The 25131-nt window shown below is 48.2% G+C and carries 25 protein-coding genes; 11 read left to right on the top strand and 14 right to left on the bottom strand.

The window, feature by feature from the left end; all coding sequences use genetic code 11:
• Positions 1 to 40: 40 nt before the first annotated feature.
• The 5 genes from urtE to urtA form a co-directional block, all read right to left on the bottom strand.
• Positions 41 to 733: an urea ABC transporter ATP-binding subunit UrtE gene (gene urtE, locus M3212_RS03955; protein WP_251192654.1), complete on the bottom strand. Its 693-nt coding sequence runs from the start codon at positions 731 to 733 to the stop codon at positions 41 to 43.
• Complete coding sequence (urtD, locus tag M3212_RS03950; RefSeq protein WP_434084032.1) at positions 711 to 1517, bottom strand: urea ABC transporter ATP-binding protein UrtD; 807 nt, start codon at positions 1515 to 1517, stop codon at positions 711 to 713. The genes urtE and urtD overlap by 23 nt, the downstream gene beginning before the upstream one ends.
• Positions 1462 to 2553 (bottom strand): urea ABC transporter permease subunit UrtC, encoded by a 1092-nt coding sequence (gene urtC / locus M3212_RS03945; RefSeq protein ID WP_251192652.1) that lies wholly within the window; start codon positions 2551 to 2553, stop codon positions 1462 to 1464. Before urtC ends, urtD begins: the two co-directional genes overlap by 56 nt.
• Before the next feature lie 85 nt (positions 2554 to 2638).
• Positions 2639 to 3541: an urea ABC transporter permease subunit UrtB gene (gene urtB, locus M3212_RS03940; protein ID WP_251192651.1), complete on the bottom strand. Its 903-nt coding sequence runs from the start codon at positions 3539 to 3541 to the stop codon at positions 2639 to 2641.
• 96 nt (positions 3542 to 3637) lie between these two features.
• Positions 3638 to 4921: an urea ABC transporter substrate-binding protein gene (gene urtA / locus M3212_RS03935; protein ID WP_251192650.1), complete on the bottom strand. Its 1284-nt coding sequence runs from the start codon at positions 4919 to 4921 to the stop codon at positions 3638 to 3640.
• A 271-nt stretch (positions 4922 to 5192) separates the two neighbouring features.
• Here urtA and ureA point away from each other — a divergent pair, with 271 nt between their 5' ends.
• From ureA to M3212_RS03895, 8 genes are all read left to right on the top strand, one after another.
• On the top strand, positions 5193 to 5495 hold the full coding sequence (gene ureA / locus M3212_RS03930) for an urease subunit gamma (protein WP_251192649.1): 303 nt from the start codon (positions 5193 to 5195) through the stop codon (positions 5493 to 5495).
• A gap of 76 nt (positions 5496 to 5571) precedes the next feature.
• Positions 5572 to 5943 (top strand): urease subunit beta, encoded by a 372-nt coding sequence (locus tag M3212_RS03925; protein WP_251192648.1) that lies wholly within the window; start codon positions 5572 to 5574, stop codon positions 5941 to 5943.
• Complete coding sequence (ureC, locus tag M3212_RS03920) at positions 5940 to 7655, top strand: urease subunit alpha (protein WP_251192647.1); 1716 nt, start codon at positions 5940 to 5942, stop codon at positions 7653 to 7655. The genes M3212_RS03925 and ureC overlap by 4 nt, the downstream gene beginning before the upstream one ends.
• A 23-nt stretch (positions 7656 to 7678) precedes the next feature.
• On the top strand, positions 7679 to 8161 hold the full coding sequence (locus tag M3212_RS03915; RefSeq protein WP_251192646.1) for an urease accessory protein UreE: 483 nt from the start codon (positions 7679 to 7681) through the stop codon (positions 8159 to 8161).
• Positions 8061 to 8813 (top strand): urease accessory protein UreF, encoded by a 753-nt coding sequence (locus tag M3212_RS03910; protein ID WP_251192645.1) that lies wholly within the window; start codon positions 8061 to 8063, stop codon positions 8811 to 8813. Before M3212_RS03915 ends, M3212_RS03910 begins: the two co-directional genes overlap by 101 nt.
• A 165-nt stretch (positions 8814 to 8978) precedes the next feature.
• Positions 8979 to 9608, top strand: coding sequence for an urease accessory protein UreG (ureG, locus tag M3212_RS03905; RefSeq protein WP_251192644.1), 630 nt, complete (start codon positions 8979 to 8981; stop codon positions 9606 to 9608).
• Complete coding sequence (locus M3212_RS03900; RefSeq protein WP_251192643.1) at positions 9605 to 10405, top strand: urease accessory protein UreD; 801 nt, start codon at positions 9605 to 9607, stop codon at positions 10403 to 10405. The genes ureG and M3212_RS03900 overlap by 4 nt, the downstream gene beginning before the upstream one ends.
• A 96-nt stretch (positions 10406 to 10501) precedes the next feature.
• Entirely contained in the window at positions 10502 to 11305 is an 804-nt protein-coding gene (locus M3212_RS03895) for an alpha/beta hydrolase family protein (RefSeq protein ID WP_251192642.1), read from the top strand.
• Positions 11306 to 11472: 167 nt separating this feature from the next.
• On the opposite strand, the gene M3212_RS03890 is transcribed toward M3212_RS03895, so the two are convergent.
• The 5 genes from M3212_RS03890 to M3212_RS03870 form a co-directional block, all read right to left on the bottom strand.
• Positions 11473 to 11877 (bottom strand): hypothetical protein, encoded by a 405-nt coding sequence (locus tag M3212_RS03890; protein WP_251192641.1) that lies wholly within the window; start codon positions 11875 to 11877, stop codon positions 11473 to 11475.
• A gap of 111 nt (positions 11878 to 11988) precedes the next feature.
• Positions 11989 to 13011 carry a fatty acid desaturase gene (locus M3212_RS03885; protein ID WP_251192640.1) on the bottom strand — a complete coding sequence of 341 codons (1023 nt, stop codon included), beginning with the start codon at positions 13009 to 13011 and terminating at the stop codon, positions 11989 to 11991.
• Between the two features lie 531 nt (positions 13012 to 13542).
• Positions 13543 to 13848, bottom strand: a complete 306-nt coding sequence (locus M3212_RS03880) for a DUF3221 domain-containing protein (protein ID WP_251192639.1) — start codon at positions 13846 to 13848, stop codon at positions 13543 to 13545.
• A gap of 114 nt (positions 13849 to 13962) precedes the next feature.
• Entirely contained in the window at positions 13963 to 16002 is a 2040-nt protein-coding gene (locus M3212_RS03875; protein WP_251192638.1) for a catalase, read from the bottom strand.
• 136 nt (positions 16003 to 16138) lie between these two features.
• The gene (locus M3212_RS03870) at positions 16139 to 17371 is read right to left on the bottom strand and encodes a benzoate/H(+) symporter BenE family transporter (RefSeq protein WP_251192637.1); all 1233 of its coding nucleotides are present in this window, start codon (positions 17369 to 17371) and stop codon (positions 16139 to 16141) included.
• A gap of 327 nt (positions 17372 to 17698) precedes the next feature.
• On the opposite strand from M3212_RS03870, the gene M3212_RS03865 reads away from it, so the two are divergent.
• On the top strand, positions 17699 to 18709 hold the full coding sequence (locus M3212_RS03865; RefSeq protein ID WP_251192636.1) for a siderophore ABC transporter substrate-binding protein: 1011 nt from the start codon (positions 17699 to 17701) through the stop codon (positions 18707 to 18709).
• Between the two features lie 175 nt (positions 18710 to 18884).
• Here the strand turns inward: M3212_RS03865 and rlmN are convergent, their stop codons facing one another.
• From rlmN to M3212_RS03850, 3 genes are all read right to left on the bottom strand, one after another.
• The gene (gene rlmN, locus M3212_RS03860; RefSeq protein WP_251192635.1) at positions 18885 to 19958 is read right to left on the bottom strand and encodes a 23S rRNA (adenine(2503)-C(2))-methyltransferase RlmN; all 1074 of its coding nucleotides are present in this window, start codon (positions 19956 to 19958) and stop codon (positions 18885 to 18887) included.
• Between the two features lie 130 nt (positions 19959 to 20088).
• Positions 20089 to 21087, bottom strand: a complete 999-nt coding sequence (locus M3212_RS03855; protein WP_251192634.1) for a methyl-accepting chemotaxis protein — start codon at positions 21085 to 21087, stop codon at positions 20089 to 20091.
• A gap of 111 nt (positions 21088 to 21198) precedes the next feature.
• Complete coding sequence (locus tag M3212_RS03850; protein ID WP_251192633.1) at positions 21199 to 21819, bottom strand: LysE/ArgO family amino acid transporter; 621 nt, start codon at positions 21817 to 21819, stop codon at positions 21199 to 21201.
• 131 nt (positions 21820 to 21950) lie between these two features.
• Between M3212_RS03850 and M3212_RS03845 the strand changes: the two genes are divergently transcribed.
• Positions 21951 to 23402 carry a PLP-dependent aminotransferase family protein gene (locus M3212_RS03845; RefSeq protein WP_251192632.1) on the top strand — a complete coding sequence of 484 codons (1452 nt, stop codon included), beginning with the start codon at positions 21951 to 21953 and terminating at the stop codon, positions 23400 to 23402.
• A 131-nt stretch (positions 23403 to 23533) separates the two neighbouring features.
• Positions 23534 to 23974, top strand: coding sequence for a universal stress protein (locus M3212_RS03840; RefSeq protein ID WP_251192631.1), 441 nt, complete (start codon positions 23534 to 23536; stop codon positions 23972 to 23974).
• A gap of 110 nt (positions 23975 to 24084) precedes the next feature.
• On the opposite strand, the gene M3212_RS03835 is transcribed toward M3212_RS03840, so the two are convergent.
• Positions 24085 to 25089, bottom strand: coding sequence for an iron-hydroxamate ABC transporter substrate-binding protein (locus tag M3212_RS03835; protein WP_251192630.1), 1005 nt, complete (start codon positions 25087 to 25089; stop codon positions 24085 to 24087).
• Positions 25090 to 25131 lie beyond the last annotated feature (42 nt).

The raw sequence follows: 25131 nt of genomic DNA, 5'->3' as shown, positions 1-25131 counted from the left end.
CGATGAGCAATCACCGTTCGAGTCCTCCCTGCTTTTTTTCTTATACACTGAGCAGCCGGCTGACCTCTTCTTCAATCAGCTCCGCACCTTCGTAAACGATTCTTCCTTTGTCGACGATATAGAAATAATCGGCGACACTCTTGGCGAAATCGAAGCTTTGCTCAACAAGTAGGATTGAGGTTTCCTTTTGGTTCTGCTTAATGTCCTTAATAACGTTTTGAATATCCTCGACGATATTCGGCTGGATTCCTTCTGTCGGCTCATCAAGCAACAGCAGTTCCGGCTCGGACACAAGCGCTCTCGCAAAAGCAAGCTGCTGCTGCTGCCCGCCGCTCAGGTCGCCGCCGGGGCGGTCCTTCATTTCCTTTAATACAGGAAAATACTGATAGATCGTTTCATCAATCGTCCGCTTCTTATCGCTTCTTGCCTCAAGCCCTAATAAGATATTTTCATAAACCGTCAGATTGGAGAAGATTTCCCGGCCCTGCGGAACAAAGCCGAAGCCCTTTTTCGCCCGGTAGGTCGGATTCTTGCTTGTGACATCCTCGCCTTTATACGTGATCGTTCCTTTTCGATTCGCCAGCACGCCCATAATCGTCTTAATAATTGTCGTTTTTCCAACGCCATTTCGCCCCATCAGACAAACGACCTGACCCTGCTTGATCTCAAGCGATACGTCACGAATGACGACACTATCATCATAAGCTACTTCAAGCTGTTGTAGTTGCAACATCCTTCGCCTCACCCTTACGTCCGAGATATACTTCCATTACGCGCTCATTTGTCTGGACGGTTTCCATCGGTCCGTCACAGAGCAGCCGTCCTTCATGCATCACTGTCACCTTTTCCGAATATTTACGGACAAATTCCATATCATGCTCGACGACAATGATCGCGCACTGCTCCCTTAATTTCAGCAGCAATTCACCGGTCTTCTCTTCCTCTTCTTCCGTCATGCCGGCAATCGGTTCATCGAGCATTAGCAGATCAGGCTTCTGCATCATTACCATCCCGATTTCCAGCCATTGCTTCTGACCGTGGGAGAGCAGTCTCGCCATTTCGTCTTGATGAGGAAGCAAACCAATCAGCTCGAGCATTTCCGTAATTTGCGCCCTCTCCTCCTTTGTCGACTTCGCCTTTAAAATGCTGAATAGCCGTTTATCCTGCTTCATCGAAAGCTCGAGATTTTCCCAGACAGTTAAATTCGGAAACACGGACGGAGCCTGGAATTTACGCCCGATCCCTTTGCGGACAATTTCAAATTCCTTCAACTTTGTCAGATCATGCTTTTCTTTAAACGTCAGCGTCCCCTCGCTTTGCTTTGTTTTTCCACAGACGACGTCAAGAAAGGTTGTTTTACCGGCGCCGTTCGGACCGATCAGAAAGTGAAGTTCCCCTTCCATAATTTCAATCGAAAAATCGTTAATCGCATAAAATCCGCCAAAGGCGACCGATGTATGCTCAGCTTGCAGGATAGTCCGCTTCTTTGCTTTCTTTGTTGACTGTTCGTTTTTCATTTGCATTTCCTCTCCTTTTTAATTTGTCCAGTAAGCTCATCAGGCCACCAGGTAAGAAAATGACGACAATCACAAACACAGCACCAAGGAAATAAAGCCAAATATCGGGGTACGACTCACTGAAAAACGTCTTGGCACTGTTTGTTAAAACCGCTCCAATGACCGGACCGACAAGCGTACCCCGGCCACCGATCGCCACCCATAATATCATTTCAATCGAAGGAATAATCCCAATCATCGTCGGTGAAATGATGCCGACTTGCGTGACGAACAGCATGCCGGCCAAACCGGCAATCCCGGCTGAGATGGAGAAAACAAGCACCTTGAACATCGACGTATCATAGCCGGAGAAGCGCAGACGGTTTTCCCCGTCACGGATGGCGATTAACGCCTTTCCAAAACGGCTGTTCACGAGACGGGTGCAGATGAGAAAGACGATGACGAGGCAGGCAAGCGTAATATAATAAAGCGCTTTTTGCGTTGCCGGATTGGACAGCGAATAGCCAAAAATCGTCGAGAAGCCTGTTAACCCGTTTGTTCCGCCCGTTACATCCTGCTGACTAATAATCAGCGTCACGGTAACCATCACTAGAGCCTGTGTCAAAATGGTAAAATAGACGTCCTGAATCCGATTGCGGAACGTAAAGAACCCGAGGACCGTCGCCACTATCATCGGTATAAAAATAGCGGCAAGAATCGCAACGGCCGGATTTTGCAGCACGGCCCAGAACCAGGGAAGCTCGGTAATGCCGTTCCACATCATAAAGTCAGGCACGCCGTTCGATGTTTCCATCGTCAAATAGATCGCCATAATGTAGGCGCCCAGTCCGAAGAAAATCCCGTGTCCGAGGCTGAGCACGCCCATATAGCCCCATAATAAATCAAGTCCGATGACAAGAATCGCAAACGCCAAATAGCGGCCTAACAGGTTCACGCGAAAATCTGACAGAAAAAATGGCAATATGATTAAAATAATCGTCAAGATCAGAAACAGCCACTTTCGGCTGATCAAATAATTGGCAATTGAAAACTTCATAATATGTTGTTCTCCCTTCTATCAATCCTGCTGACAGGTCGTAAGCTTCCACATCCTCAGCAGGCCCCATCCCCGTCTCCCCCGCTTAATCGAGGGAACGGGTCCGCAACGAAAACATACCCGACGGGCGCCATTGCAGGAATAGGACAATTAAAGCGAAAATGAGCACCTTGCCCATTGAAGCATTTGTCCAGTATTCAAATACTGTATTGAAGACACCGATCCCCATTGCGCCGGCCACCGTTCCGACAAGCATCCCGACACCGCCGACGACAACGACCATAAAGGCATCAACGATATAGAACGTACCAATTGTCGGTCCGATCGGACCAATTAGCGTTAGCGCGGCACCAGCAATACCGGCGATACCGGCGCCGATCGCAAAGGTCGTCGCATCCACGCGCCGCGTCGAAATCCCGACACACATCGCCATTTGCCGGTTTTGCATCACCGCCCGAATCTTTCGGCCATTGTTCGTTTTATAAAGATAGAACGACAAAATCGCAAAACAGACGAGAACGAGCGCGATAATAAACAGACGTGAAACCGGCAATGTCACGGACATGACTTCCACTCCGCCTCTAAGAAACGACGGTGCCTCGACGCCGACATTCGGCGCCCCAAAAATAGACCGGGCTGTTTGCTGAAGAATGAGACCAACACCAAATGTCGCCAGTAAACTGTCTAGCGGCCGGCCATAGAGATGACGAATGATCGTATATTCTAATAACATTCCGATTAATGCTGCAACAATAAAAGCGATGGGAATGGCCAACACGAAATAAAGATCGAATAAATGCGCAGGAATGTATTGCGTAAAGATCGACTGAACCACATAGGTCGTATAAGCTCCAATCATAATCAGTTCCCCATGTGCCATATTGATTACTTTCATTAATCCAAATGTTATTGCCAAACCGAGGGCGATCAGCAACAGAATCGATCCTAAGCTGATCCCATTAAATGCCTGGATAAGTAATGCTTCCAACGTCAATCACATCCTTTTTTTCATCAATCAGAATCAGCATAGCGCACAGCTGCCCCTAGAACAGACAGCTGCTGCATTGCTTACGTGGTGTATCGGCTATTGAGCCAATGTGCTGCTGATTTCACTCGCCCAGTCATAACCTTCTAAATAAGGATCTGGTTTAACCGGCTCTCCTGAATTCCACACCTCCGTAAATTGACCATCTGCTCCGATTTGACCGATCCGCACCGTCTTGTAAACGTGCTGATTATCGCCATCGATCGCAACAGGTCCACCAGGCGCATTAAATTCAATGCCGGCCGCCGCTTCTCGGACTGCGTCAACGTCAGTCGTGCCGGCCGCTTCTACAGCCTGGGCCCATAAATGAACCATGAAATAACCGGCCTCAATCGGATCACCTGTCACCCGGTCTTCGCCGTATGCTTCCTTATATTTCGCGACAAATGTTTCATTTTCTGGTGTATCTGTAGTTTGATAATAATTCCAGCTTGCATAATGACCTTCCAGAACGTCGGCACCAATACCGCGGATTTCCTCTTCAGCCACACTGACAGAAAGAATCGTCACATCATCAGCTGTAATTCCTGCATCTGACAGCTGCTTGAAGAAGGCTACATTACTGTCACCATTTAATGTGTTGAAGATAACCTGTGGCTTAGATTCGCGAATCCGGGAAATAATCGTATTGTAATCAGTATGACCGAGCGGCGTATACTGCTCGTCAACTAATGTTGCACCATTCTCTTCAAGCTGTGCTTTAATAATTTGGTTCGCCAGGCGTGGGAACACATAGTCAGAGCCTAAGAGGAAAAACTCTGTCCCTTCATTTTCAAGCAGCCAGTCCACCGCGGGCACAATTTGCTGGTTCGGTGCAGCTCCTGCATAGAAAATATTCGGGGAAGCTTCCATTCCTTCATATTGAACCGGGTAGAAAAGCAGTCCGTTGTTGTCCTCTACGACCGGCAGCATCGCTTTTCGGCTCGCTGATGTCCATCCACCAAAGATGACATCGACCCCGTCCTGCTGCTGCAGCTTCGTCGCTCGTTCAGAGAAAATATTAGGCTCGGAAGCACCATCTTCAATAATCGGGACGAGTTCTTTTCCCAACACGCCGCCAGCTTCGTTAATTTCCTCAATGGCCAACAGCTCGGCATCTCGGACGGAGGTTTCACTCATCGCCATTGTTCCACTTAAAGAATGAAGGATTCCTACAGCGATTTGTTCACTTTCATCAATTTCAACCTCTTCTCCTTCACCTGCATCCGGTGCCGCGCCGCCCTCTGTTCCTGTCGTCGGCTCATCAGCGCCTCCGCCGCAAGCCGTTAAGGCAAGCATTGTCAACCCTAGCACTCCAGCTAACCACTTCTTTTTCCGTAACATGTTTGACCTCCCAATTATTTCTTTTTCGAACAATTCCGATAATACCAAGTTTCTAACTCAAGTACAGCTTTTATGTCAGAAAAGCTGACAAGGACATTTCCTCACAAACGGAATAAAAATCTAACAAATGAATGTCAATTTTACTATCCAACTTCCATGTCAGATTATTTGACAACAATATTGCAGCCGGTTTTTTTACAAGGTACAGTTCATGTATGACTTTTGGATATTCAGCTGCAAAAGCTTACATAAGATGTGAGGTGAAACATAGATGATCCTTAACCCAATCGAAAAAGAGAAGCTGTTTCTATTTATGGCAGGCGAGCTGGCAAAGCAGCGCAAGGAAAAAGGGCTGAAGCTGAACTACCCGGAAGCCGCCGCTATCCTGAGCTGCTTTATTCTTGAAGGAGCAAGAGAAGGGAAATCGGTTGCTACATTAATGAAGGAAGGGAAGCATGTGCTAACCGCAGACGATGTCATGGAAGGAATCCCGGAAATGCTGGACCATATCCAGGTCGAGGCTACCTTCCCCGACGGAACAAAGCTTGTGACGATTCATGACCCGATCCAATAGCGGCCGGGACCAAAGTCGAGGCTGAGAGGGAAAAACCGCCCCTTTTGTTTCAGCTCATACCATAGGAGGGATTGTCGTGATACCAGGAGAAATCCGGACCGGGAAAGGTTCGATCGAAATAAATAAAGGAAGAAAAACGATCACATTACGGGTTGCCAACAGCGGGGACCGTCCCGTCCAAATTGGCTCGCACTATCATTTTGCCGAGGTCAATCGCGAGCTCGTCTTTGACCGCAAAGCCGCTTATGGCATGCGACTCGATATCGCCGCGGGTACGGCCGTCCGCTTTGAACCCGGCGAGGAAAAAATCATTGAGCTCGTTGAGTTCGGCGGTTCAAAGGCGATTTATGGCTTAAATCAATTAACAGAAGGAAGTCTCACAACAGAAGAAACAGCCTTTTTAAAAAAGGTTGAGGCATTTGCCCGTCAAGGAGGCGAACAAACTTGAAGCTGACACGCTCACAATACGCAAGCCTATACGGTCCGACAACCGGTGACAAAGTCAGGCTCGCTGATACAGAGCTTTGGCTTGAGGTCGAGCAGGACTTTACCGTTTATGGCGATGAATGTAAATTCGGCGGCGGAAAAGTACTGCGTGACGGCATGGGACAAAGCGGCATCCATTCCCGCGATGACGGCGTGCTTGACCTGATCATTACAAACGCGACCATCGTCGACTATACCGGGATTATCAAGGCAGATATCGGGATCAAGGATGGCCGGATCGTCGGCATCGGCAAGGGTGGAAATCCGACTGTGATGGACGGCGTCGCTGACAATATGATCGTCGGCGCCAGCACCGAAGCGATTGCCGCAGAGGGGTTGATCGTCACAGCCGGCGGGATTGACGCTCATATCCATTTCATTAGCCCACAGCAAATCGAGACAGCGATTTCCTCGGGGGTAACGACGATGCTTGGCGGCGGCACAGGCCCGGCAACCGGCACAAAGGCAACGACCTGCACACCCGGCAGCTGGAATCTCCACCGGATGCTCGAAGCTGCGGAAGCCTTTCCGGTCAACATCGGCTTTCTCGGCAAAGGCAACAGCGCCACCCATGATCCGTTGCGCGAGCAAATTGCGGCCGGAGCAATCGGCCTGAAGCTTCACGAGGATTGGGGAACGACGCCGGCGACGATCCGCACCTGCCTCGATGTTGCCGACGAGATGGACGTCCAGGTCGCCATCCATACCGATACATTAAATGAAGCAGGCTTTTTGGAGGAAACCGTGGCGGCAATCGGAGAGCGGGTGATTCACACCTATCATACCGAAGGAGCCGGTGGCGGACATGCTCCTGATATTATTAAAATCGCCGGTCTGGCCAATATCCTGCCGTCCTCAACGAATCCAACGCGGCCGTTTACGGTCAATACAATCGATGAGCACCTTGATATGCTGATGGTGTGTCACCATCTTGATCCGCGCGTCCCCGAGGATGTCGCTTTTGCCGATTCGCGCATTCGGCCGGAAACGATCGCAGCCGAGGATGTGTTTCACGACCTTGGGATTATTAGTATGGTGTCCTCCGACTCCCAGGCGATGGGCCGAGTCGGCGAGGTCGTTCTGAGAACGTGGCAGACGGCGGATAAGATGAAAAAACAGTTTGGACCACTTGAAGAGGACGCCCCTTATGATCACGATAATTTCCGGATTAAGCGCTATATCGCAAAATACACGATCAATCCGGCGATAACGCATGGCATCGCTCACGAAGTCGGCTCTGTTGAAGTCGGCAAGCTCGCCGACCTTGTCCTGTGGGACCCGCGCTTCTTTGGTGTCAAGCCTGAACTGACGCTTAAAGGCGGCATGATTGCCCATGCCCAGATGGGAGATCCGAACGCTTCGATTCCGACGCCGCAGCCGGTGATGCAGCGGCCGATGTTCGCCAGCTTCGGCAAAGCTGTCCAGACGACGAGTCTGACATTCCTGTCACAGGCAGCCTACGATCAGGGAGTCCATAAACAGCTGGGACTGCAAAAGACAATCGCTGTCGCCCACGGCTGCCGCACCCTGACAAAAGCGGACATGAAGCTGAACGACGCGACACCGCAAATCGATGTCAATCCGGAAACGTATGAGGTGAAGGTTGATGGCAAACTGGTTACGTGCGAGCCGTTTGAAACAGTCGCCATGGCTCAGCGCTATTTCTTATTTTAATTTTATCGAGGAGGCAAGCAACGATGCGAATGACAAAAGTGATTGGCAACCTTGAAGGTATACAGCATGACAGTGAGAAGGTCGAATGGATTGAGCTCGACTGGGAGGAACTGAACAAGCGTATCCTGCGCAAAACGACCACAACTGGCCGCGAGGTGGCGATCGTCCTCGACGAGCAGGGCCTGCGTTATGGCGACGTGCTCTTCCACGACAATGCTTCGACGATCGCCGTCCGGACGAAGCTCGAGCCGGCTTACGTCATTAAGCCTGCCACGATCGCCGAGATGGGAAAGGTCGCCTTTGAGCTTGGCAACCGCCACACTCCCTGCATTATCGAAGACGATGAGATAATCGTCCGCTACGACCGGACACTTGAAGTGATCTTTCGTGAAACGGGGGTAGCCTATGTCGAAGCAGAGAGACGATTTAACGAGCCTTTCAAATACAAAGGACACCACCATCACGATGCAGATGAATCAGCTTCTGCAGCTCATGCACATTCATGATTCCGCTTTTCCGATCGGATCATACACCCATTCCTTTGGGATGGAAACCTATATTCAGCAAGGGAAGATCCACGACAAAGAGACGCTGCTCACGTATTGCCGCAGCTACCTTCATGGCAATCTCGGCTCAGGTGATGCGATCTTTGTGAAGGAAGCATGGCAAAGCCTTGCCGCTGCCCCCGGGCTAACAACTCTTTACGAGCTTGACTCGTTCTGTCATGCGCAAAAGCTGGCAAAGGAATCCCGGGTCGGCAGCACCAAAATGGGGCGTCAGTTTCTTGAAACGGTCTGCCCCCTCTCCTCTTCTCCCCTGCTTCCACAATGGAGAACGGACATTAAGGAAAAACGGACCTATGGACATCACGCGCTCTCTTATGCGCTCTATGCGTATACCGAAGGAATGCCGTTAGCAGTAACCATTTGCAGCTTTCTTTACTCCTCGGTCGCCAACCTGATCCATAATGCTGTCCGTGCCGTCCCTCTTGGGCAAACAACCGGTGTTCAGGCAATCCAGGCGATTTTGCCCGATTGTGAACAGGTCACGACCCAAGTATTGGCGCGCACACTTGACGACGTCTCCAACCAGGCCATCGGCATTGAACTCGCCTCAATGGAGCATGAATTTTTATTCTCACGCTTATTTATTTCCTAAGAAAAGCGCCACAGGCGACTTTTTCTTAGAAGCACTGTGCGGAGCCGTTACAAAAAAGCTACTGAAAGCAGGGTTCTTTCATAAAGAACGTAACGGACGGAGCTTAGTACCCAATTTTTTATCAAAAAAAACGCCATAGGGCGATTTTAAAAAGGAGATGATAGGATGAAGCCTGTACGAATTGGAATCGGCGGTCCGGTCGGCTCAGGAAAAACATCGCTGGTCGAACGGCTAACCCGCAAGCTGCATGAGACATACGAGCTGGCCGTTATTACGAATGATATTTACACGAAAGAGGATGCCCAATTTTTAACGACACATGGGGTGCTTGAAGCTGACCGCATTATCGGCGTTGAAACCGGCGGCTGCCCTCATACCGCGATTAGAGAAGACGCTTCGATGAATTTTGAGGCGATCCATGAATTAAAGCAGCGCTTTTCCGACCTTGATATCATTTTTGTCGAAAGCGGCGGCGATAATTTATCCGCAACCTTCAGCCCCGAGCTCGTCGACGGTTTTATTTATGTGATCGACGTCGCCGAAGGTCAGGACATCCCGCGTAAAGGCGGGCCTGGCGTCACCCGCTCCGATTTGCTTGTCATTAACAAAATCGATCTGGCGCCTTACGTCGATGTCGACCTCGACTTGATGAAATCAGATACGAGCCGGGCGAGAGGCGAGCGGCCCTTCGTATTCGCCAATCAAAAAAAGGATATCGGCATTGATGAGATCATTCGATGGATCCAGTCTCAGCTGCTGCTTGAGGACTTTGCCGAGGAGCCGGCCAATACATGAGCACTGCCACTGCCGCCTTTCAGACGCTGCAAGGTCGGCTTGACCTGAGCTTCACCCACCATCGCGGCAAAACGAGAATGATGAGCTGCTACCAGCTGCCGCCACTCAAAGCGGGCCGCGCTCTTTACCGTGATGATGACGGGGCGGCAACTGTTTATTTGGTCGACACATCAGGCGGTATTGCGAGTGGCGATGAGAACCGGATGACGATCTCGGCCTCCGCTGGCGCCAAGGTTCATCTGATCCAGCAGTCTTCAACGAAAATTTACCCGGCCCGGCTTGCCGGAGAAGTGAGCAAACAAAGCCTGAGCTTTGATATCAGGGGAAACAGCAGCCTCTACTGGCATCCGGAAACGACGATCCCATTTGCCGGCTCACGATTCGTACAAACGATCGAGATCGCGCTTGATTCCAGCTCCACCTGCTATTTTGCTGAGATTATGTCGCCTGGGCGGCTCGAGCACGCTGAAAGCTTTCAGTATGAGTCACTCGATTCAAAGCTGTCGGTTGTTTACGAAGGCCGGCAGATCGCCTACGACCGGCTTCGCTTCCAACCGGACGCCGAACCGCAGATAGGCATGCTCGATGACTATTACTACGGGAGCGCCTGGTTCGTTTCCCCGGACTTTGACGAAGCAGCAGCCACACTTCAGGAGGCTTGTCCCGTTGATCGAGATTGCCGCTTTGCGGTGACCTCGCTTGATCCGCTCGGCTTTCATGCCCGCTGGTTAAGCCGTGACCTGTGCCTGTTGAAAGCGCACATGGATAGCTTTTTTCAGCACATTAGCAACTCATAATCGATAAAAGACACTCACCCCCTTTACGGATAGTGATAAAATAAGTGGTGAGGCACTTATTTTTTCCAAAATCGCTAAAGTGAAGGGGACTTTTCAATGAGTAATCAAACGACACCTGTCTACAGTAACAAGTATGGCTCTGTTAGTCTTTTTGCCTGTCAATATGACCAGCGTTTTTCCTACTATGCCTATATCCCAAAGCGTGATGAAGGCACCACCTATTCGTTGGCTGTCATCGTTCACGGCGATGAACGCGCCGCGCAAAAATTCAGAGGCTCTTTTAAAGACTTCGCCGAAGAAACAGATACGATCATTTTAGCGCCGCTCTTTCCATCCGGCATCATTGAACCGGACGATACCGACAATTATAAATTCATCGCCTTTCATGACATCCGCTTCGACCATGTACTGTTGGCGATGATTGATGAAATCGCTTCCAAATATACGATCGCCAAGGATAAATTTCTCCTCCACGGCTTCTCCGGCGGCGGCCAGTTCGTTCACCGTTTCTACTACCTCCACCCCGATAAACTGCTCGGTCTTTCAATCGGCGCACCCGGCCGCCTTACATACCTCGACGAGTCAAAGCGGTGGTATGCCGGCATTCAGGATTTCGAAGAGCGCTTCGGTCAGCCGATTGATCTCGCCCAATTAACGAAAGTACCGGTGCAGCTCGTTGTCGGCAGTGAAGATCACGGTGTCGCCAAGCCGCTCTCCAACGCGCCAGCAACACTGGATACGAGCCAGATTGGCGACACCCGCATCGAACGCCTGAAAGCCTTACGAGACAACTATCAAGCTCACTCGATCGAGGTCGAATATGTTGAGGTGCCGGGAGTAAAGCACGAACCTTTCAAGCTACTCGACCCGGTAAAGGCATTCTTCAAACGGGTTTTATAGAGCTTGAGAAAAAAGGTTTGCTTTTATCTTTTTTCTTAAGCTCGAAGTCAGTATGCGGAGTCTGCGCTTGGTTTTATAAGTTCATCCCGAAGCGGGTTTCAAAGCCTATTAAAAACAGGAGCAGAGAAATTGTTCTCATGCTCCTGTTTTAAGCCTGACCGGATAGCTCACTCCGGCACATGATTCAATTGCTGAAAGCGACTCACCCATTCGGACATTAGCGTAAACAAAGGGATAGCAGCTAAAAAGGACAGGAAAATGACGTCGCCGATCATTTTCGCATTCAAAAAGCTGACCGAAACAAACAGAATGCCAATACTATTAAAAATGGCGATCTTTAAAAAAGGGCGGAGCGGTAATTTTCTAATACAATAGTACAGAGGCGCGGCGAACACTGAGAGGCCGAAGAAGCAGACGGCAAATGCGGTAAAAACAATCAGCCATTCAAAATCGAATCCTATCGGGCTGCGCTTCCATTCATAGGCCATAATGACCTTAACCGAAATTGCAACAATGACACTCACTAACAAAGATGTGAACACCGAATCAAAAAATAACCGTTTTCCTTCCATAAGGCATCCTCCTTCGGCAAGATTGCTCCCCTCGCAAAATGAAAAAAAGCCTGAGAACGAAGGCATCAGCTCTTTTCTCAGGCTTCCTTGACTTTCTCTCAAAAAGTCAGATCAGCTCGCCTTTTTCCTTGCCCGCTCTCGTCTTTTTAATTCACCAAAGCTGACAAATGTTCGGTTCTCTTCATCCCACAAACGGTGATGCAATGATCTAAGACTCGTCAGCAAATTAATCGTCGTCACCTTTTGCAAATCGGGAATGGCCGTATGCACCTTTTGCAAATGATAGTTTGGCAGCTTTGGGCTAAGATGATGCACATGGTGGTAGCCAATATTGCCCGTCATCCAGCGGAGGACGTGCGGCAGTTCGTAATAGGAGCTTCCGTGCACAGCCGCTCTAATATAATCCCATTTGTCATTGCGTTCAAAATAGGAATCTTCAAACTGATGCTGGACATAAAATAACCAAATGCCGGCAGCAGCCGAAAAGAAAAAGATGGGACCGTGCACGAGCAAAAATTGCTGCCAGCCGATCAAAAAGGACAGTCCAACAATGAGCGCGGCAATGCCACCATTCGTCAAATACGTGTTAAGACGTTCTTTCATACGCGCGCCCGAACGGTTGAACCGGTAATCAATCAGGAAAATATAAAATGGTCCGATGCCAAACATGCAAACAGGATTGCGATAAAGGCGGTACATCAGCTTCTTCAAACGGGAAGCCGCTACATATTCCTCCACCGTCATCGTCCAGACATCCCCCACACCGCGATTATCGAGCTTTCCGTTCGTCGCATGGTGAACATTATGAGTATAACGCCATTGGTGGAACGGGGTGAACGTCAAAATACCGGTGATCGTTCCGACAATCGTATTTGCTTTACGGTTGGAAAAAAAGGACTGGTGACAACAATCATGGAAGATAATAAAAATTCTGACAAGTAAGCCTGCTGTCGGGATGGCGATCGCCAATGTGAGCCAGTAGGAAACGGAGAGGGATAAGTAAGCCAAAAACCACAGTACCACAAAGGGCACCATTGTATTTATCAATTGCAATACGCTAGCTTTCGTATTTGATTTTTCAAACGGTACGATATTCTTTCTAAGATTTTCTTTCGCTTTTTTTTGGTTATTCATAGACGACCTACTCTCTTCGAGAATTTGAACAAAGAATGGATTCCGAATTGAGCCAGATCTATTCTCTAGTTTAAGTATAGTTGATCTGGAGAGAAAAAGTAAGCCATTTTTCGTGACAAAATTATGCATGATTCGAACATGTACGTTAATCCGTCCCGTAATTTTAATTGTCGACGCTCTTGGAGGGTCAGAGGTTTCTACATTGTCGGAATGTTTAACAGCGACCTTCATTCCTTCGGCAAGAGAATCAGCCTCCACCACTTGCTAATTGCTGCGGATCACGGCGTCTGGGCCACAATAAAAGGAAAACCGTTTCTGTTGTTGTTCATTTTCAACTAAAATACGCTCCTCCTGCTTCTCTACAATCGTACCCTCGAATGTATTTGTGCCCGCAACCGAAAGCAGTATGAAAAACATCAGATAACAAAAGAGCCCTCAACACCATCCCGCCTTTTTTTCTTTAACGGTACCATAATCTTGCCGTGTAACAAAAAAAGCTATCTCACCCGAGTGAGATAGGCCAAAGAACTGCTATTGCTTTATTTCAATTTTAAGGGCTGACGCACCCGGTGGATTGGAAGCGTTCACGTTTTCGGAGTGCGTAACCTTTACTTTCATTCCTTCCGCGAGAGAATCAATCTCCACCACTTGCCGGTTGTTGCGGATCACGGCGTCTGGGCCGATATGAAAGGAAAACCGTTCCTGCTGTTCATTTTCAACTGAAATACGATTCTCATGCTTCACTACAATCGTGCCCTCGAATGTATTCGATGACCCACAACCAAAGATAAGGGCGACGGGCAGCAGCATACAAACTAGCTTTAAAAGGATTTTCAAGATTATCCCTCCCCTTTCTATTACGATATCATACTGTTGCAAAGGGGATGACAGACAAAATGAAGAGGCCGGGATAAAGGTAGTTTTGTACCTTTTGCCCAGCCTCTTCCGGACTTATTTCACCTGACGATTCCAATGCCGGTGAGCCGCGATTGCTTCAAGAAACTGCGTAATAAACGTCTCGATATTCTGATCAGCGGAGATGACGCCCGGACTATTCTCCATTCCGGCTTCTTTCACCCACATCGTTCCCTGATGGGTCGCGCCGATCGGCTTAAAGTGATCATACGCTTCATGGAGGAAATACAAGGCGTCCTTAATAAACGAGCGGTCGACCTTGTCACCTCCGACCAGATAAAGTGCATCGAACATTAGCGACTCCCCGGTCAAGAATGTATGATCCACTTCCAGCTCACTGCCGTCCGAGCCTGTTTTCTTTCCAAGCCGGTCACTGACAATCTCCGGCTTCGCACCCGCCTGCTTTAAGCGGTCAAGCACAGCCGTTACTGCCTGGCCATTAAAGCCATCATTAATAATGACGCCGACTTTACGTGTATCGACCTTTTTTCTCGTGTTCTCCTGGCTTAAAGCCGGTGATGACTTCGTGACAGAGGAGCCTCCGCCTTGCGGAGCTTCGACTCCAATCGCGGCGGCAAAGCCTTTTGCCAGATCAAGGCTGACATTGGCAAACATCTCGACGACCTGCCGCTGGATCGATTTGCTCTTCACTTTTCCAAGCTCAAAGCTGAACGCCTCAATAATATGCTGCTTCTCCGGCTCGCTCATGCTGTTCCAAAATAACGTCGCCTGTGAGAAATGATCCTTAAAGCTTTCGCTGCGCGCCCGGATTTTGCGCCCATCTATCTTTTCCTGATAGTGAACATAGCCACCCTCTTCCTCGCTTGCCGGCGCCGGCGTGTTCCCGGCGAGAGAATTTTTATGGTAGCTGACCTGTCCCTTGTTGATCGTCTGTCGGCCATAGCCATCACGCTGATTATTATGGAACGGACAGACCGGGCGGTTGATCGGCAGCTCATGGAAATTCGGCCCACCTAACCGGATAAGCTGCGTATCCGTATAGGAAAATAATCGTCCCTGCAACAGCGGATCATTTGTGAAATCAATGCCTGGCACGACATGGCCTGGATGGAAGGCGACCTGCTCCGTTTCCGCAAAGACATTATCAACGTTGCGGTTCAATGTCAGCTTGCCGATGATTTTGACGGGGATGTCCTCTTCCGGCCAGATCTTCGTTGGATCAAGAATGTCGAAGTCGAAAGAGAATTCGTCCTTTTCCTCGACAATTTGGACGCCCAGCTCATATTCCGGGTAATCGCCATTTTCAATCGACTCCCATAAATCACGGCGGTGAAAATCCGGGTCCTTCCCTGAAATTTTTTGAGCTTCATCCCAGACAAGCGAATGCGTACCGAGTACCGGCTTCCAATGGAACTTCACAAAAAACGCCTCGCCCTCCTCGTTCACAAAACGGAAGGTGTGGACACCGAAGCCTTCCATCATCCGAAAACTGCGCGGAATGGCGCGGTCCGACATCGCCCACATCACCATATGCGCCGACTCCTGATTGTTGGCGACGAAATCCCAAAAGGTATCATGCGCCGAAGCGGCCTGCGGCATCTCGTTATGCGGCTCCGGCTTCACGGCGTGAATCAAATCAGGAAACTTCATCGCATCCTGGATGAAGAAAACCGGAATGTTATTTCCGACTAAATCATAATTTCCTTCCTCGGTATAAAATTTTGTCGCAAAGCCGCGCGCGTCACGGACCGTTTCCGCAGAGCCCTTGGAACCGGCAACGGTCGAAAACCGGACGAAAACCGGTGTCTTCACTGCTGGGTCCTGCAGGAATTTCGCTTTCGTATATTTTTTCATTGATTCATATACTTGAAACTCCCCGTGAGCCGCAAAGCCGCGGGCGTGTACGATCCGCTCCGGAATGCGCTCATGGTCGAAGTGTGTCATCTTTTCACGGAAATGAAAGTCCTCCATTAATGTCGGTCCCCGTTCTCCCGCTTTCAGAGAGAATTCGTCTTCAGCCACTTTCAACCCCTGATTCGTCGTCAGCTTTTTGCCTTCATCTTCAACGCGAAACTGCTCCAGCTGTTCATCTTTTTTGTTCCGTTTGTTACTCATCACTTTTCCTCCTTTAGCACGCTTTGCAGGTTGAGTACCCGTTTTGCCAGCTGCTAAAACAAAGAGGAGATGTCAAAAAAGGTGAAAACCTTTTTATGACATCTCCCCATACACAAGACCCGAAACGGTCGCACCGCTAGGCGGTTCGCTTATTCAGTTCCGCCTTCTCCCGCTTCGTCTCGATTTTTCGGGCTATGAACGTTCCAACAAGCAACGACCAGACCGGAGCGCTAATATTAAACAATGTAATGCCGGAGGCTGCGATAATAAAAGCAAAAGCAGCGCTCATTTTCAGCTGCGGCTTCGAAAAGCTGGTGTGCAGGCTGTTTGCGAATACACCGAGCAGTGAAAGACCAACTAATATCGCGACAAAATTAGCAGGTAAAGCTTGAATAAACGGAACAAGCTTCCAGGAAAGAAGACCGAAGGCAATCAAAATCAGACCCGAGATGACAGCACCGATATACCTCTTCTCAAAAGGTCCCGCCTCCTCATCAGAACAAATCGCCGACATCATTCCGGCTACATTGGCACTGATTCCACCGAAGAAGCCGGCGAAAATCGTAAATACACCGCCAAGTGAGACCAATTGATTAACCGGTGGACGGTAGTCATTCTGTTCAACCGCGCCAATTCCGACAGCAGCATCGTTACTTAAAATTAGTAAAGCCAGCGGAATCGCCACTGATAAAAATCCTAAGACGCTGAAAACCGGCATTTGAACAGTTGGTAAAACAAAAGCCGAGGCTCCTCCGCTCACTTGGAGCGGATAGGTTACGAGCAGCAGAATAAAGGCCGTCGCCACGGCGGCGATTAAAGGCGGAACCTTCATCTTCTTATAACTGAAAACAAAAAACACAAGCAGTGAGAGAATTCCGATAAGCGCCATCTGGCTAATCGAAACAATGAAATTTGTCATGTACTTCATAATCATACCGGCAAGCATCGCGGCAATAATTTCCTTCGGCACATAATCAATCAGCTTTTTAAAAAAGCCGAAATAACCGACAATAAGCATTAAGAGGCCGGTCAGGACATAAGCTCCAACAAGCTGGTGATACGAAAATTGCGACGTGACCGTAGCTAAAAAGGCGACTCCCGTGATGGAACTGGCCCCGACAATCGGTATCCGGTAATAAAGAGGAATTAACACGCTGAACAGTCCGCCAAAAATGTACATCGTCAGCATCCATGAAATCGTTTGCGCATTTGTGAAGCCACCGTTTTCAGCCGCCTGGAGGATAATAACAGGCACACTGATAATCGCCAGCAGTCCGGACACACAGCCCGCTGTTATATTTTTTCCGTTAAAATCTGTAAATGGATTCGTGTTATTCTTACGTCCAAAAAAAGCATTCAATCCAGCCATAAAAACCCTTCCCTACTCTGTTGAAAGTTCGACTTTCTATCCCATTATCATGTTTCACATGAAACATTAGGAAACCGAAATATCGTCTGTTACACAGCATCCTTTTTCAAATAATTGTGTTAATTATATGCCGATCGACTGGTTGCGTCAACATCGTGATCAAACAGCTTTTTTCCATTTCTCTCTTGACTTATGATAATGATAATTGTTATCATTTGTTTATGGTCGTTTTCTGTTTAGTCAGCAAACTTATTGGATCACGCCAGGTTTTAAATTATGCTACATAATTTAAAAATAGATAAACTATATAATTAGGAGTGAGATGACATGAAGAAATACTTATCCTTTCTTATTCTTCTTCTCGTTCTGCTTGTCACATTAGCCGCATGCGGAACAGACGCATCGAATGACGCAGATACAGGCGAAGAGGAAAGTCCAGCTACAACTGAAGAAGCGACTGAAGAGGACGGCAGCGGAGCAGAAGCAGAGTCCGAAGCAGCTGAAATTACAGTTACTCATGATCTTGGCGAAACGATCGTCCAGAAAGAACCGGAAACGGTTGTTGTCTTTGATTACGGGGCTCTTGAGACTTTAGATACACTCGGAGTCGAAGTGGCGGGTGTCGCTAAAGGAAGCTCTTTGCCGGATTATTTATCAAAATATGAAGGTGATGAATATACAAATGTCGGAAGCTTAAAAGAGCTAGACTTCGAAACAATTTATGGGTTAAGCCCGGATCTGATTATCATCTCCGGCAGACAGTCTGAAGCTTATGAGGAACTAAGTGAAATCGCTCCTACCATTTTTGTCGGAGTGGATACGACGAACTACATGGAATCGTTCACCCAGAACGTTGAATTGTTAGGAGAAATTTTCAACAAAGAGGAAGAAGCACAAGCGGAGTTAACAAAAATTAATGATGCGATTGCAGCTTTAAATGAAGATGTTGCAGAGTTGGATGGAACTGGACTTATCGTCTTAACGACAAGCGGAAATATTAGTGCATACGGCAACGGCTCAAGATTCGGAATTCTCCACGATGTATTCGGCATCCCGGCAGCTGATGAAAATATCGAGGCTTCGACTCACGGAATGAGCGTTTCGTTTGAATACATTGCCGAAACAAATCCTGATTATCTATTCGTAATCGACCGTGATCAGGCGCTTGATGAGGCAGGCAACGAAAATCCGTTAATCAATAATGAAATTGTCAACAGCACAAATGCTGCGCAAAACGACAACATTATCTTCCTGAACCCAAGTGTCTGGTATATGTCCGGCGGTGGTTTAATCTCCGTAGCGGAAATGGTGAAAGAAATTCACGAAGGCATTCAATAAGAAAAGGCGCTTTTGGCTATCTCAGCCTGTCGACAAAGTCTCGTTTTACGGGACAGTCGACAGGCTTTTTGTTTACAGTCCGAGCGTTTTTATCCTCGCTCTATTTTGTCTCATTCTCATTGCATTGCGCATAAAAGGCGCCCCGAAAGTTGGGACGCCCTCATTTTAAAACAAACTACGCTTTCTGCTTCTGTTTTTTCTTCATTTGCTTACTGCGCAGCTGACCGCAGGCGGCATCAATGTCAGTGCCGTGCTCCATCCGGACAACGCAGTTGATCCCCTTTTTCTTCAACGTATCATAAAAGGTCCGGATCGCTTCCTTCGTGCTTCGCTGATATTGACTGTGCTCACTGACCGGGTTATACGGAATTAAATTGACGTACGCCAGCTTTCGTTTATCAGCAATCAGCTCAGCAAGCTCAAGGGCATGCTCCTTATGATCATTTACATCCTTCAGCAAAATATACTCCAACGTAATGCGCCGATTTGTCTTCTCGATATAATAATCGATAGCCTCCATCAGCTTCTTAATCGGATAAGCCCGGTTAATCTTCATAATCCGGGTGCGCAGCTCATCATTTGGCGCATGCAGGGACACCGCCAAATTGACCTGTGACTGTAAATCAGCAAACTCATAAATTTTGTTGACGAGACCACTTGTCGAAACGGTAATATGTCTCGCACCGATTGCCAGCCCCTTCTGATCCTTCATAATATCCAGGAAATCCACCATGTTCTCAAAATTATCAAATGGTTCGCCGATTCCCATGATGACAATGTGACTGACCCGTTCGCCTTTGCCGACCGAATCCAGATAAAGCTGAACTTTCATAATCTGCTCGACAATTTCTCCACTAGACAGATCACGATCCTTCGTCAACAGTCCGCTCGCACAGAAGCTGCAGCCAATGTTACAGCCAACCTGCGTAGTGACACAGACCGACAGGCCGTACTTTTGACGCATCAATACCGTCTCAATTAAGTTGCCGTCATTCAGCTTAAAGAGAAACTTAATCGTCCCGTCTGCCGACTCCTGCTTAATATGCTCGGCCAGCGTCTGGAATTCAAAATTCTCTTCCAGCAGTTGCAGGCATTCTTTATTAATATTCGTCATCTCAGAAAACGTCGTTACCCGCTTTTGATAAAGCCAGTCCCATACTTGAGAAGCGCGAAATTTTTTATGTCCATGTTCCATAAGCCAAGACGTCAATTGTTCAAAGGTTAATCCATAAATGGATTGTTTACTCATGTAATACCCTCTTTTCAAGCTTGAAATGTATCCCTTTATTCTACCCAAAGAAAGCAAAACAAGCAAACGGTTTGTTTCCCCAGTGTTTCCAGCCCGGTTGACCTTTAAACGCTCTCAGCTCTCTGTCCTGCTAAACGATCGATTCCATCACGACAACGGACCAGCCTTTTCCTTTATACGCATTGTAGCCTTCCGTTAAACAATAGGCGTAAATATGATCCTGCTCAATCGTATAGCCGCGTGTTTCTCGTCCTGAAAGCAGCAGCTCGACTGCCTTCAGATGGTTCAGCTTCGTGTTTAGCACTTCAGAGCGGTCCTTTGAGGCAATGACATAGCCCTCTGAATTAATGACATAAAGCTTGCTCGTTTCGTCAATCTTGACCCGGTCAATGATGTCATAAATAAATTCCCAGTTGAACCTCGTCGTAAAGACACCAATGATGTTGCCCTGATCATCATGAACAGGACTCGAATAGCTCATCGTATGTCCTTCCACGACATCCGAATAATACATGTCCGTTACATAAACCTGATTGGTGCGAACCGTTTCCTTAAACCATGTACGCTTTGACATATCCTTGCCTACCTGATTCGGGTGCTGTGCCGAGGCAACAATTTTGCCTGACAGATCCACGACAAATAGATCAAAATACACCTCATAAATCTTATGAATATTTTTCAGGAAGGCTTCAGCATTTTGGACAGTTTCTGAAGAGGGCGAGAGCAAGCATTGCTTAATCGCGTCAAACGTTGCCCATGCCTGGACATCACAGTTACGCTCAAATAAATTGCGGTCAATTTTATCGATCGTATCATAAGCAATGTCAACCGTCCGGACGGCAATAATTTCGTTTGCTTTGTTCTGGATGCTGGTAATGATCGCCTCACTTTGTCTGCTCGCCTGCAAGCTTTCCTCGGCAAACTTTTTTATTTCAGTCGCCACGACAGAAAAGCCGCGGCCCGCTTCTCCGGCCCGGGCTGCCTCAATCCCTGAATTCAACGCCAGAATATTTGACTTCGTCGAAATGTCCTGAATTTGTTTCATCACAACCTGCATTTCATCGTTATCTTTTTTTAACTCATTCATCAATACCGAAACATTCAGACTTTTTTCAGCTGTTTCCTCCACTAGTACAACCCCTTTTCTATAATATGACCCATAGGAATTATATCATAGATATTTGCCAGAAAAGCACAACCCGACCGACTCTTTCGTATTTTATTTTTGCAAGTCCTTTTCTTACAATTGACGAAAAAGCTGATACGCTAAGAAAACGGCCATCCCCCACATAAAAAAAGCTGACGCCTGATTCAATCTCCTTATTTTCCGTCCATCTTTATCGTAACGGCCAAGCTTTCGGCCCGCCCCGGCCAGCATGAAAAACCAAAAGAAGGAAACCGCTACGCATGCTCCAGCGAACATCAGCTTGTCGATCCCTTGATACGCGAGGGAACTTGTACCGACTATCCCAACCGTATCTAGGATGGCATGAGGATTAAGTAAGGAGACGGATACAGCAAAAAGGATTTGCTGCTTCGGTGATAACGGGCCGCTCGGCTTCTGCTCGCTAGTAGCCGGGACACTCTTCCATATCGACCAGCCCATATAGAGTAAAAACAAACAGCCAAACGCCAGTAATAATTGACTCATCCACGTAAATTGCAGAACGATCACCGATAGCCCGGCTATCGCCAGCACGATCAAAATCGCGTCACATACCGACGCCGTAATCACGACTGGCAAAGCCGCCCTGAAGCTGTGCTGTGTCACTCCCTGATTGAAAATAAAAATATTTTGAGCCCCCAACGGTAAAATTAATCCAAAAGATAAAAGCAGTCCGTGAATAATTGCTTCTAACATTGTCTCTCCTCCCTTAATAAAGATAGCATAATGGGTGGACAAAAATTTGTCTTCAACCAATTGGTTCGCTGACTGACCAACCAATTTACGGTATACTTTATCTGCAGCATAAATGAAGGAGGGAAGACCATTTGTCAGAAGTCAATTGGAAGCCTGTGAAATCATCCTCAACCCCTTTATATTTGCAAATTGTCAATTACATCAGAAATAAAATTATGAGCGGGGAATGGACGATTGGAACAAAGCTTCCCTCCCAGCGCCAGTTAGCTGCCTGTTTTGAAGTGAATAGAAGCACAGTCATTACCGCCCTACAAGAGCTGATCGCGGAAGGACTGCTTGAAGCAAAAACCGGCAGCAGCACATTTGTAGCCAATAATACGTGGAATGTCCTCGCCACATCATCGCCAAATTGGCCGGAATACGTCCAGGCCGGCATTCATCAGCCAAACAGGTCGCTTATCCAGCAAATCAATAAGGCAGAAGCGGAGCCTGCAACGCTGCGGCTCGGTACCGGAGAACTCGGCTCCGAGCTGATTCCGACTGATGAAATGAAGCAGATGCTGATCTCGAAGCAACACCAGTCGCTTTCCCTCGGCTATGAAGAACCGAAAGGAAATGCCCAATTGAGGGAAACACTATCCAGATATTTGCGCAAAAAGGGAATCCAGGCTTCCCCGTCATCGATTTTAATCGTATCCGGCGGACTTCAGGCACTGCAACTAATTGCCTGGGGTCTTTTACGAAAGGGCTCCGTTATCTTGCACGAAGCGCCGTCTTATCTTAATTCTCTTTCTATGTTTGAATCGGTCGGAATACGGGGAGTCGGCATTCCTCTTGATAGGCACGGATTGCAAATGGAAAGCCTTGTCCGACTGAAGCGCCAGCATGACGCTGCATTGCTTTATACGATCCCTTCTTTCCATAATCCTACAGGGGCGGTCATGTCAGAGGAACGACGCAAACAGCTAACCGAAATAGCCCACCGTGAAACGCTGCCTCTTATCGAGGATGACGTCTACGGCGATCTTTGGTTCGAGGATGCACCTCCGCCACCGTTAAAGGCTGATGACAGGGGTGGTAACGTTCTCTATTTAGGAAGTGTGTCGAAGGCATTAAGCCCGGGCTTGCGGATTGGCTGGCTCGTTGGCCCGGAGCAGGTGATTGACCGGTTAGCCGATATTAAGATGCAGACTGACTACGGCTCAAGCTCGCTCTCGCAGGCCGTCGTCAATCAGTGGATACAGAGCGGAAAATATGATGACCACCTGTCGCAGCTTAGAGTAAGCCTTCTAAAGAGGCGTAATCTTACTCTCGACATCCTGCGGCACTGCTTGTCTGATTGTTGCACGTGGAACATTCCGGCAGGAGGCTTTTATATTTGGCTGCGGTTGCAGAAAAGGTTCTCCGCGCGCAAGTTGTTTCAGCTCGCGCTTCAGAAAGGAATCCTGCTTAATCCGGGATCGGTCTATGATAAAATGGACGACAGCCATATCCGCCTTTCTTACGCCTATCCTTCAGAATCGGAGCTTGTCCAGGGTTTGCAAAGGCTGGCCCAGCTGATCAAAGAGGATTTTTGTCAATAAAGCTTCAAAAAATTTAAAACAATTCGCCACATTCTTGCTCACAATTTCACAAGAACCATGAGATAATAGGAGTATAAACAGCAAACGCTTTCTTTCGTTGTTAATCTTGGCTGTTTAAAGGAGAGGATCGGATGTATAAGCATATTTTAGTCGCAGTCGATGGTTCACAGCAATCAGAGCAAGCCTTGGCAAAGGCGATTCAAGTCGCGGAGTTTCACAAGTCCTCCTTGGTGATCGCCCATATTATTGACCTTCGCAATGTAACCGGAGCGGTCGGCTTCCACGATTCCTGGTTCGTCCGAATTGAAAATGACGCGAAAGAAATGCTGGCGCGCTACAAAGAGCTCGCGGAAGCAAAAGGACTGACCAAAGTTGAAACCGTACTAAAATCAGGCAACCCCCGTTTTTTAATTGCGGAAGAGCTGCCAAAGACTTATCATATTGATCTGCTCGTCACCGCGGCAACCGGCCGCAACAGAGTCGAGCGACTGTTAATCGGCAGCGTCGCAGAAGCCTCCGTCCGTCAGGCCCCTTGTGACGTCATGATTGTGAAGAATGCCGCTTCCGAATAAGCAACCGTCCCTTTAACACAGCAAGAGCTTGAGATCAAAGGTTGGCTTTCCCTTTATCTCAAGCTCCAAACCACTTTCACTGTTTCCAGGTTCAATCCCGTCCGTGCCGCTTACTCGACCAAACTAGTTAACACATGCTCAATAATCTGCTCATTGGCGATTGGTCCGCCATACAGCCAGCTCGTCGTACTGTCGAACTCATACAAATGATCATTTTTCACAGCCGGAATGCTTTGCCATAAAGGCTCCTGCAGCATCTCTCTGCCTTCATCGCCATCACTGTTGACCAAAAACAGGTGATCAACATCCATATTCGCCAATTCCTCCAGCGAAACAGGGTTCCAGTTTCCCGATCCTGTAGCCGACACTTCCTTGACTAAATCAGGAGCTGTCAATCCAAGATCCTCATACAAGACCGCCCCGCTGGAAAGGTCTTCACTTACAATATAAAATTGCTTCGAGACAAGCCAGATCGCCGCTACGGATTCCTCACCAATCGCTTCCTGCAGCGTCTGTTGCGCTTCTTCGGCGACCTCCGTATATTCAGTAAGAATCTGTTCCGCTTCCTCTTCTTTATTTAACACTTTTCCGACTGCCCGCAGCGCCTCGCGCCAGTCATCATTGACCTCATCGCCGAGTACATAAGTCGGGGCGATTTTCTCATACTGACTGTACTTGCCTTCTCCTACCGTGGACTCTGAACCAATAATCAATAAGTCCGGTTCATACTCCAGCACTGTTTCAAACGGTAAATCCCATGGAATCGTTGGTATCCCATCCAAATAATCCTGTAAATAATGCTGGATTCTGCCCTCTCCTACCGTCCACTGCGCGACGGGAGTATACCCAAGTGCGACAAGAGGGTCCTCCAAATAGGAGGCGATGATCCGCTGAGGATTCGCCGGTACTGTCACTTCATGACCCATTCCGTCTGTCAAAGTGAACGCTTCGTCGCCCTGCTCCTCCGCCGGAGTTTCGTCGGCAGGAGCTTCGTCGCTTTGCTCTTCTTCCGGTGCTCCACCTCCGCAAGCGCTCAAAGCCACTATCATAATTAGTAGGAAAACAAAAAGCAATCCGCCTTGCTTCCATTTACTCTGTCTTACATATGTTTTCATCTTCTTTTCTCCTTCGCGGTTAACAAACACCTAATTAAAGTT

Source organism: Halalkalibacter oceani, assembly GCF_023715705.1.
GTDB lineage: Bacteria > Bacillota > Bacilli > Bacillales > Bacillaceae_D > Halalkalibacter > Halalkalibacter oceani_A.
The sequence above is the reverse complement of the archived record's forward strand: the minus strand, read 5'-3'. Positions and strand labels throughout refer to the sequence as shown.